Annotated in this window: 7 protein-coding genes; 2 read left to right on the forward strand and 5 right to left on the reverse strand. The window is 51.2% G+C overall.

What is annotated here, in order from left to right; genetic code table 11:
- Positions 1-33: 33 nt before the first annotated feature.
- From KK083_RS24700 to KK083_RS24715, 4 genes are all read right to left on the reverse strand, one after another.
- Positions 34-1,734 carry a hypothetical protein gene (locus KK083_RS24700; protein WP_254168473.1) on the reverse strand — a complete coding sequence of 567 codons (1,701 nt, stop codon included), beginning with the start codon at positions 1,732-1,734 and terminating at the stop codon, positions 34-36.
- Entirely contained in the window at positions 1,724-4,762 is a 3,039-nt protein-coding gene (locus KK083_RS24705; protein ID WP_254168475.1) for a tetratricopeptide repeat protein, read from the reverse strand. Before KK083_RS24705 ends, KK083_RS24700 begins: the two co-directional genes overlap by 11 nt.
- Before the next feature lie 215 nt (positions 4,763-4,977).
- The gene (gene holA, locus KK083_RS24710) at positions 4,978-6,000 is read right to left on the reverse strand and encodes a DNA polymerase III subunit delta (protein WP_254168476.1); all 1,023 of its coding nucleotides are present in this window, start codon (positions 5,998-6,000) and stop codon (positions 4,978-4,980) included.
- Positions 6,000-6,560 carry a rhomboid family intramembrane serine protease gene (locus KK083_RS24715; RefSeq protein ID WP_254168478.1) on the reverse strand — a complete coding sequence of 187 codons (561 nt, stop codon included), beginning with the start codon at positions 6,558-6,560 and terminating at the stop codon, positions 6,000-6,002. Before KK083_RS24715 ends, holA begins: the two co-directional genes overlap by 1 nt.
- A 144-nt stretch (positions 6,561-6,704) precedes the next feature.
- Between KK083_RS24715 and KK083_RS24720 the strand changes: the two genes are divergently transcribed.
- Complete coding sequence (locus tag KK083_RS24720) at positions 6,705-8,066, forward strand: sigma-54-dependent transcriptional regulator (RefSeq protein WP_254168480.1); 1,362 nt, start codon at positions 6,705-6,707, stop codon at positions 8,064-8,066.
- Between the two features lie 2 nt (positions 8,067-8,068).
- Positions 8,069-9,988: a PAS domain-containing sensor histidine kinase gene (locus tag KK083_RS24725; protein WP_254168482.1), complete on the forward strand. Its 1,920-nt coding sequence runs from the start codon at positions 8,069-8,071 to the stop codon at positions 9,986-9,988.
- Positions 9,989-10,103: 115 nt separating this feature from the next.
- On the opposite strand, the gene KK083_RS24730 is transcribed toward KK083_RS24725, so the two are convergent.
- Positions 10,104-10,549: T9SS type A sorting domain-containing protein (locus KK083_RS24730; RefSeq protein ID WP_254168484.1), on the reverse strand; the 446-nt coding region annotated here is incomplete at its 5' end.

The raw sequence follows: 10,549 nt of genomic DNA on the forward strand, positions 1-10,549 counted from the left end.
ACCTACCGGTTGCCGATCACTGGTCACCGACTCCTAAAAGGACCATGTCAGCCCACCGAGCACCTGAAATCCCCTGACCGGATAGTTGAGGAACACTGGATACTGATTCGAAGTTATGTTGTTGCACTGAATAAAAACCGAGAAGCTGTCGGACACCACATACTCGGTGCGCGCATTGAGATCCAGTGCGGCATCCAGCTTCACTACTTCAAACTCCCCGGGCACGGAAGTGTAACTTTTTGCTTTCATGCCTCCCTGGGCGATGAGGTTCACACCAATGAGCAGCTTTTTCACAATGTTGAAGGATACATCGCCTGTTACTTTGTAGGTTGGCCGGTGCCACGCTTCCTCAACTTCGTCGGTGCTGTAGCTGTAAACATCGCCGCGTAGTAAAAATTTGGCCGTCTCCGTCTGGGTAAAGCCCAGTGACGCGAAGAAGTTTGTTCGCTTCGTGGCTCCTTTGTCGTAGGCCGGCGTGAACTTCGACTGGTCTGCCTCGGTATTCTCGTAAAAGTACCAGTTCTTCAATGACGCAAAAGACAGCCCGCCATTCACAGCTACCTTGTTGCCTATGCGGGTGTTCAACGCAACCTGGAAGTCGAGCACCTTGTTGGTGTGAAAGACCGGCACGTTCGGCGCAAGCCAGAGGTTCTCACGCGAGAGCGACTGCAATGAAACTTTCTCGATACCCCCGGTAAGCGCGGCCACCACATCGACCGAAGGGCTCAGCGGATACGATGCCCTCAGGTCAGGGTAGGCATGCACGTCTTTCTTGTCGATGCTGTCGTTCTCGAAGGCGGCGATAATACCGGCGCTCAGCTTCAGGTCTTCAACAGGGTAAAAAACATACGACGGGTTCACTGTAAAAAGGCTGCGGGGTTTCGCTTCCACGGCCTCGTCTTTCCGGCTAATGACAGTATACCCGGCCTTGATGCCGATGGAAGACTCGTCGTTCACTTCATAGGCCGAATTGAAGTCGATATCCACCTGCGTTTCCCGTGCCTTGTACTTGTCCATCAGGTAACTGAAGGCTCCACCAAGCTGGTATGAAAAGGCCGAGTTCTTCGCGTTTGACAACTCGCCCGACAACTTGAACACGTTGTAGGCCTGCTTGATATCTTTTTCACTGACATCCGTTCCCGTGGGATAGCCATAGAAATGTGTGTACCGGCTCTCGTATTCCAGCTCACCCGCGAGGGAGAGGTATTCACTGAAAGCTTTTCCATAGAGGGAGACACCGGAAGCCCCGCTGCCGGAGTTCTTATCATCTACCGGTCCTTTGCCCGAGTTCCGCAGGTAGGCATGGGCCCCCACGAGCTTGTTCTTATCACGTTTTGAGTTGATAAATCCTTCGAGATACGGAGACGCGTAATTGCCGTAGCCAGCGCTCAGGTAGCCTCCGTAAACGTTGGAAGGGTTCTCCTGCTTCAGCTTCAGGGGGCGGATGGCCGCGTTGATCTGCGGCGTTTGAAAGCTGAAAGGCCTGAAGTCGTACTGAAACGTAGGCCTGGTGGACTCCGATGGCCGCGGCGGGATCTTTTCAAAATTGCGATTGGCTTTCGGTAGGGTGATCTGCCGTTCCTTCACGATGTCGATCTCCACATCGTCAAGCTCTCCCTCATCGCCCCATTGCTGGGCATATACAACCTGCGAAACGAGCAAGGCCATCATGACAAAAAGTGAGCTGCGCATCATTACAAAAAAATATTTCATGGTGTGGTCTTCAACGTTCATTGCCAACGGTATCTGCTTCGGCTTGTTTTTGCTTCAACTGCTCGGCGGCCTCGATCTCCCGGAGCTTGGCTTTGGCCTGATCCTTTATGTGTTGCAACGGGAAATTATCGATCAGCGACTGCAGGGTGGCTTTCGCCTGGAAAATGTCGTCCTGCGCCCTGAAGTTATCGGCGATGAGCAGGAACGCCTTCCCTACCCACTCGTCGTACGAAGCAAAGTCCTGGGCGAGGCTCATCAGGGTCTCGTAGCTCTGCTTGTATTCCTTCTGCTGGTAAAGAATCTGGGCGAGGGTGTACTTGGCTTCCGCGCCGAACTCGTCCTGCGCTGCATTGAGTGTATTCAGGAATTCGTCTTTGGCAGTTTCATAGTCGCCGCGCGCAAAAGCGGTCTTGCCGAGGTAAAGCGAAGCCTTGTTCTGGGCGCTGGCGTTCACGGCACCACGTTCGAGGATGGTTCTGGCATAGACATCGGCCGAATCGTATTGCGCGAGCAGGAAAAACGACTCCATCAGGCCAGACCATGCTGTGTATTGTTCCTTTTTGTTGGTGGCGATCTTCTCCAAGCGGTGAAAGCTTGTGACAGCGTTCTCATACTGCCCCTGCTTGAACTGAAGCTCGGCAACCCGCCCCATCACCTTGTTACCCATGGAGAAAGTGGCATCCCGGCTCAGCTCCACGTAAATGGGCAAAGCCTTGTTGAAGTCCTTGAGCCTGTAGTGTGACTCGGCGATGTAATACTTCGTTTCCGGTACACGTGAGCTCTGCGGGTAGCTGTTCACAAACGCGTTGAGGCTCGTCAGCGCTTTCTGGTACTGCTGATCGAAGTACAGGTTCTTTGCCGTCTCGAATTCTACGTTCTCCAGACCTTTGTTCTCGGGGTTGGCTTTTTTGATCTGCGCGAGATACGTGTCGAAATCGCCCGAACGCCCCGCGGCTGTCAGCGCATCCTGTAAAGGCAACATTGCTTCCGTTGCCACGGGATGTGTGGGGAACTGCCTGACGATGGCGGCATAATCCGAGATGGTTTTGTCGTATTGTTTCAGGTTGAAGTAAGACGATGCCCGCCGCATATAGGCATAGGGTAAAAAGGGTGAGCTCGCGCTTTCGCGGATGAGCTGCGAGAGTCCATCGATGGCTGCCTGTGAGTTGCCCTGCTCGATCTCGAACTGGGCACGCTGGTACAGGGCCTCATCGCGATAGGTAGACTTGGGATAACTCTGGATGAGTGTAGTGAGCTGGTTGCGCGCTTCACCGTACTTGCGCTGAATGCCACTGATCACACCGCTCTGCAGCAACACGTAATCGTTATCGGGAGAGCCGATGTTACGGGCACGGTTGTAAGTATTCAGGGCTTCATCGTAATCTTTGCTCACATAATAACAGTCGGCAAGCCTGATCAACCCGTCGGCATGGTTCGGGGTATTTCTGTTGCTTTTGTTGACAAACTCCCTGAAGTTGGAAAGGGCTTTATCGTATTGCTGTAAATTGTAATAGGCATATCCCAGTCCGTAACGCGTTTTCACCTGCAGCTCCGGATCTGCCGCGGAGCCTGTTTCCAGCACTTTCTGATAGTGCCGGGTGGCCTCGTCAAATTTTCTGCCGATGGAGTACGACTCGCCAGCCCAGTAGCTGGCCAGGGCCACATACTTGGGATCTCTCGGATACTTCAATGATTTTTCAAAGTTCTCAACGGCCTGCTGATAATCGTCTTTGTTGAAGAGCTCCACGCCTTTCAGGTACGTTGCCTTCTGGTAGGCCTGATCGATCTGTGTGCTGCGGGAAGGAAGGCCTTCGATGTACTCGATCGCCTTATGAAAGTTATTGCCGTTCACATAGGCCTGGGCCAGCAGCTCTTTTACTTCAACGCTATGTGCGCTCGAAGGATAGGTGACGAGGAACTTTTCAAACTCATCAATGGATTGTTCGGGCTTGCCCGCGTCATACGCCACCTTGCCGAACTGGAAGGTTGACTCTTCCGCCAGCTTTTTGTCTTTCGGGTATTTCCGGGCATAATCAAAAGCGTTCAGGGCAAGGGGCTTCTCACCCTGTTTCAGGTACAGGATGCCCAGGTAATACGAAGCGTAAAAGCTGATGGAGTCTTTACTCGCAGCGGCCTTGCCCAGGTAGCCAACCGCTTTATCGACCTGGTTCAGCGCATAGTTGGAATATCCCGCCCGGAACAACAGCGGACCTTCTGCCTTATTGGTATTCTCACCCAGAAATTTTTCGTAAGCATCGGCGGCGTTCTTATAGTCGCCTTTGTAATAGTGGGCTTCTGCCGCCAGCATAGAGATCTCGTTGGCGTTCTGCAAGTCGCTGCGGTTCTTGAGGCTGGTGGTATACTGCAGCAGCTCGTCGTACTTCTTCTGGCGATAATATACGTTGGCGATGAGGTACGGCACCACCGTGGCATACGATGGGTTCCCTTCTGCCTTCCTGAGATCGGTGAGCGCTTCGGTATACTGGCCGTTGGAGTATTCGATGAACCCGGCGTAATAGTTGGCGGCCGGTGCATACTGGCTGTTCAGGTTCTTCACGAAGTTGAACTGCTCGAGGGCTTCGTTGAGCTTTTTCAAATTGAAATAGCTGTAGCCCCATTTGAAGTGAGCCTGGTTCTGCTGATCGAGCGTCAGGGCGGGGAAGTCTACTTTTTTGTAATACGCTGAGGCCTTGCTGTAGTTCTTTTCATTGTAAAAGAAGTCGGCAAGATCGTAGTAGGCTGTTGCGGCCCTGGGGCTTGAAGGGTTATTGTCGATGAAGTTGTCGATGAGCTTTTCGCCGTCAGTGTGGCCGAGGCTAAGCGCGCTGAAGGCTACATAGTACGATGCCTCTGCCCTGCGCGGGTCCGTGGCCGGTGCCTCGGTGAGGAATTCTGAAAAGGTCTTCCGTGCGGCGCCGTAGTTGGAATGGGCGATCAGCTCGGTTCCCTTCTGGAACAATCGCTCGGACTTCGCCTGGGAAAGCTGGTGCTGTGCCCGGAGTCCGGAAAGAAAGAACAACAAAAAGATAACGGAAAAACTTATCCTCACGGTCAAAGATTTTTGATTAAAACTGCCCTGTAAAAAATTTATTGCAAATGAAAGACCAAAAAAATAAGCTAAAAAAATGGGCCAGTGCCTTATTTGCATGGACTCAAAGCTATGAAATCGGCAGAATATTAACTAGGGAGTCTCTTTAAAGGTACGAAATACGAGGTACGAGGTACGGGCGGGATTTACTTCGTACTTCGTATCTCGTACCTTGATTAGTGCATGATCCGGTACACCAGCTCCCGGAAGATCTGGCCTTCGGTATCGGAGCCTGAGTTGACACCTTTCAGTTTAAGGTCTGCTTCCTTGAGGCTTGAAATGTTCTCGATGATCTTGTCCAGGGGATATTGTCGCAATGCCAGGCTGTAGTCTTTGGCGCTGTACGGACTGATCTTCAAAGCGCTCACCAGTCCCTTGTCGCTTTTATCGGGTGCCTGGGTTGCCGCCAGAAGCTTGCTGAAGAACGAGAACAGGTAGGCCACCACCGGGATCATCGGGTTCTTCTTGGTATTGCTTTCGAAGAAGTTCACAATCCGGTTAGCCAGCAAGGTATCGCGTTGCAAGATAGCCTTCTGCAACTCGAAGATGTTGTATTCTTTGCTCACCCCTACCTGGTTCATGACCTGCTCTGGTGTGATGGCTGCGCCGCCGGAAAGTCCCAGGGAAAGTTTGTCGATCTCATTGGCCAACCGGTGCAGATCGTTGCCCACGTATTCGCACAATGTGGCAATGGCCCGATCTTCCATGCTGATCTTCTTATCCTTTACATACTCCGCCACGAACTCGGGAAGCTGGTTGTCATACAGTCTTTTGGTGTTCAGGGTAACGGTGTACTGCTCGATCTTTTTTCCAAGCTCGCGGCGTTTGTCGAGGCTTTTGTGCTTGTGGCAGAAGACGAGCACCGTGCTGGGCACTGCCTTGGTGATATAGTCGAGCAAAAGTTTGGCGCCAGCCTCTTTGTTGAGGTCCTGGATATCCTGCGCCTCCTTTACGATGACCACCTGGCGCTGTGCCATCATCGGAAACCGCCTGGCATGGGTGAGCACCGTGGCCATGGCAACATCCTTGCCGTAAACGATCACCTGGTTGAAGCCTTTTTCGGCATCGGTCAGCGCATGTGCCTCCACGTAATCGGCGATGAGGTCAATATAAAAGGTCTCTTCTCCCTGCAGGAAATATACGGGCGCGTATTTTCCTGCCTTCAGGTCTGTCAGTATCTTTTTAACGTTGGCATCCATCAGCTCACATTCTTTTTAGAGCTCAGTCCTATCGCTGTGTAAATTCCCACCAGCGCTCCGGCAAAATGTGATTCCCATGACACGCGTGGGTCTGTAGGCAATATGCCATAGATCACACCGCCGTACATGATGATCACAACAATAGAGATGAGCATTGAAGTAAAATCCCGTCTGAATATTCCGAAAAAAATCAGGAAAAAAGCAAGTCCATACACCACACCGCTCGCGCCTATATGGCTCGACTCCTGTCTGCCGAACAACCAGACCAAAACGTTGGTCCAGAAGTACGACCGGAAAAAGACAACCCCACCGATACGCTCATAGAAGAAGTACAGAACGGTGCCCAGGAAGAGCAACGGAACGGTGTTGGAAACCAAATGATTGAGACTGCCATGCAGCATGGGCGCGGTAAAAATGCCTATCAGCCCTATCGGAGACCAGGGCACGATACCGAAATAACTGAGCGGCCACCCGTAAAAATATTCAAGATAGAAGGCAGCCCACATCAAAAAAACCAGACGGAAAGGAACAACCGAACTGCCAAACCAGGATGTGCTCATGAACTTAGAACATTCTGGTGCAAATATGCAAATAACACGGCCTCCCCAAGCGCATTTTTGCTAAAAATGCTTAATTAAACGATATTTTTACCCGTATCTTCAGTTAAATTCACTCTATATTTACTTCTTGTAAAGTATTCCAACATGTACGAAAAGGATCCAGTTAAGATTTTCGTTGTAGAAGATGACCCCGCCTACACAAAATTTTTAAAGTATGTTTTGGGCCTTAATCCTGACTATGAGGTGGAATTTTTTACCACAGGAAAAGAATGCCTGAACAACCTGCATAAGAATCCAGCCGTGGTCACCCTTGATTATTCTTTGCCTGATATGCCCGGCGAAAAAGTGCTGAGCCAGATCCGGGCACATGATCCCAACATCAACGTCATCATCATTTCGGCGCAGGAGAAGATCGGAACCGCGGTAGACCTTTTGAAGCTCGGCGCATACGATTACATTACCAAAGACCACGAGACAAAAGACCGGGTGCTCAACTCCATCAACAATGCCCGTAACAAGTCTTCGCTGATCAAGGAGATCGATTATCTGAAAAAAGAGATCTCTGAAAAATACGAATTCGAAAAGAGCATCATCGGCTCGAGCGTGGCCATCAAAAAGATCTTTTCCCTACTGGAGAAGGCCTGCAGCACCAACATCTCGGTGTCGATCTCAGGCGAGACCGGAACCGGTAAAGAGCTGGTAGCCAAGGCAATACACTACAATTCCAAGCGAAAGAACAAACCCTTCGTGGCCGTTAATATTGCGGCAATCCCCCGCGATCTGATTGAAAGTGAGCTCTTTGGCCATGAAAAGGGGGCGTTTACGGGCGCCATTACCCGGCGGATCGGAAAGTTTGAAGAAGCCGAGGGCGGCACCATTTTTCTGGACGAGATCGGTGAAATGGATCCCAACCTGCAGGCGAAACTGCTGCGGGTTTTACAGGAAAAGGAGATCACCCGCATCGGTGGCAACCAGGTGATCAAGCTGGATGTGCGGGTACTGGCCGCAACACATAAAGATCTGACAGAGGAGGTGAAGGAAGGCCGGTTCAGGGAAGACCTGTACTATCGCCTGCTTGGATTACCGATCCAGCTGCCGCCGCTTCGGGAGCGCGGAAACGACGTGATCCTGGTAGCCAAACATTTCCTCGACAACTTTACGAAGGAAAATCAGATGCCGAAGTTTAAAATCAGCCAGGAAGCGCAGCAAAAGCTCCTTCAATACCCGTTTCCTGGCAACATCCGCGAGCTGAAATCAGTCATCGAGCTGGCGGCGGTGATGGCCACTGAACAGGAAATCAAACCCCAGGATATCAGCTTCAATAACTCAACCCGCATCGAATCTTTCCTTCACCAGGAAATGCCCATGGAGGAATATATGTACAGGATCATCCGGCATTTTCTGAACAAATATGACAACAACGTACTGGAGGTTGCCAAGAAGCTGAACATCGGCAAGTCGTCTCTTTACCGTTACCTGAAAGAAATGGAAGCCGCCGGCATTTAGGTATGACGCTACAACAATATGTAAAGAAGGGATCCTTTTATAAGGCCGTGGTCGAAGATGGATCCGATCTGATCTTCGTTGTAGATTACACCGGCGACATCTGCTACCATAATGATTCCGTCAAGGAGACCCTGGGCTACCGCAGCAAAAGCCTTATCGGCAAGAACTTTTTCGATTTTGTTCTTCCGGCCTCGCTCGACGAGCTGAGGGTCAGGTTCAGGCAGAGTCAGAAACGGGCCTACACTGAAAAAGTGGAGTTCCAGTTCCTGTGTGCCGACCGGTCGTACCGTTTCCTGGAATTCAATGCCATCAACCTCAAACATCGCGAGGGCATGGATGGATTCATTCTCGACTGCCGTGACATCACGCAACGAAAACGCGATGCTGAAGAGTTGGTTCGGTTGCAGAAGGCAAAGGAACAGTTCCTGGCCAACATCAGCCATGAGATCAGAACACCGATCAACGGCATCGCCGGCATGGCGGGATTGCTGGGGCAGAATCCAAGCACAGAAGAGCGCGAAGCCTATCTTAATGCGATCAAACACTCCGCCGAAAATCTCAAGGTGATCATCAACGACATCCTCGACCTGGCAGCCATTGACTCCGGCAAGCTGCGGTTCGAAAAGATCGCCTTCAATTTTACAGACATGGTACCTTCGCTGATCGGCACGTTCGCCTATCAGGCCAAGGAAAAAAAGCTTACACTCGATTACTCCATCGACGAAAAACTGAACAGGATTCTGCTGGGAGACCCGGTACGGTTAAACCAGATCCTCATCAACCTCATCAGCAACGCTGTGAAGTTCACCCATGCCGGCGCCATTCACATTCACTGCGCCCTGGAGCGACAACAGAACGACGACTGCTGGGTGCGCATTGAAGTACGCGACACCGGCGTGGGCATCCCCGAAGAAAAGCTCAACACCATTTTTGAAAGCTTCAGCCAGGCCGATGCCAGTGTCACCCGGCGGTATGGCGGAAGCGGTCTGGGACTGACCATTGTGAAACAGCTCGTAGACCTCCAGCGTGGATTGATCACTGTAAAAAGTGAAGAGCAGCACGGTTCCACTTTTATTGTGCTGCTGCCCTACACGATCGGAAAAGCTTCTACCCCACCCCAGTCGACCGCCGGTGCCAAGAATGTGATCGACAGCAAGCAGATCAAAGACCTCTTCATCCTGCTGGTGGAAGATAACGACATCAACCGGTTATACGCCAAGAGCATATTGAAGAACTGGCATTGCCAGGTAGACATCGCGGAGAACGGATTGGTGGCGATCGAAAAAGTGAAGAACAATTTTTATGATGTGGTGCTGATGGACGTTCAGATGCCTGTGATGGATGGATACGAAGCAACGAGGGCGATCAGGCTGATGGATATGCCCAAGAATGCAACGCCCATTGTTGCGCTTACCGCGAATGCCACCAAGCGCGATGTTGAAAAGTGTCTCGCAGCGGGCATGAACGATTACCTTCCCAAACCTTTCACACCCGATGACCTTTACCGGAAGCTGGTTGACGAGCTGAAGATCAAACCTGCACCACGACCCGATCCGGAAGTGAAACCAATGGAGAAGAGCAACAAGTTCGACCTTACCTACCTCCGTTCGATCTCCAATAACAACGAAGACTTCATCACCGAGATGATCCAGACCTTTGTGCAAAGTATGCCCGGGATCGTTACTGAAATGGATGCCTGTCTCGAAGAAAAGAACTGGGAGAAGCTTGGCAAGCTCGCCCACCAGATCAAACCATCATTTACCCTGCTGGGCATTCACGATCTTCGCCCCGTCATTCTTTTTATCGAAGAAAATGGCAAGAACAAATCCAACCTGGGAGAGCTGCCTACGGTTACCCGCGATTTTATAGAAGCCTGCAAGGGGTTGGTGAATGATTTTATCAAGGAACTCGCCGCGACGTGATTTCAAGGTACGCGATACAAGGTACGAAGTACGAGGGACGAGGTACGATAGCCCGATCTGAGGCATTCCGTACCTCGTTCCCGATAGCTATCGGGATCGTACTTCGTACCTAATACTAATGTCTGTTCATCACCGCCACCTTCCGGTATACCAGCGTTTTATCAGCTTGCGTGAACCTCACGAAATAAATCCCGTTTGCAAGGTCTTTGATCTCCACCTGCTGCGGTGTGGAGAGGTCGTGCCTGAGCGCGCCATTGAGCACAGTAACACCACGCTGATCGATGATCTCCCATGCATAATCTTTCGTGAGCGTGTTCTCCAGGTAGAAGTTCACTTGTTGTGACGCAGGATTGGGATACACGGCGATGTTCGCGATCTCTCCTGCCAAAGGATCATCGGGCAAGCCCACCGGAGGCACACCTGTTTTGGACGGCGCCTTGATAATGGAAGCCTGATGTATTTTTTGTGTTTTGAAATCCTGAACGAACACAGCCAGATAAAGCTTCGTAGGGTCTGCCACGGGCACATCCATCGTATAGTTGATATCGATCTGCTGTGTAT

It is taken from the genome of Chryseosolibacter histidinae, from assembly GCF_018598225.1.
GTDB lineage: Bacteria > Bacteroidota > Bacteroidia > Cytophagales > Cyclobacteriaceae > Chryseosolibacter > Chryseosolibacter histidini.

Excerpts from the sequence above, each read along its gene's own strand:
- KK083_RS24700 (WP_254168473.1), bottom strand. The coding sequence starts at position 1,734 with ATGAACGTTGAAGACCACACCATGAAATATTTTTTTGTAATGATGCGC.
- holA (WP_254168476.1), bottom strand. The coding sequence starts at position 6,000 with ATGGATGCCAACGTTAAAAAGATACTGACAGACCTGAAGGCAGGAAAA.
- KK083_RS24715 (WP_254168478.1), bottom strand. The coding sequence starts at position 6,560 with ATGAGCACATCCTGGTTTGGCAGTTCGGTTGTTCCTTTCCGTCTGGTT.
- KK083_RS24720 (WP_254168480.1), top strand. The coding sequence starts at position 6,705 with ATGTACGAAAAGGATCCAGTTAAGATTTTCGTTGTAGAAGATGACCCC.
- KK083_RS24725 (WP_254168482.1), top strand. The coding sequence starts at position 8,069 with ATGACGCTACAACAATATGTAAAGAAGGGATCCTTTTATAAGGCCGTG.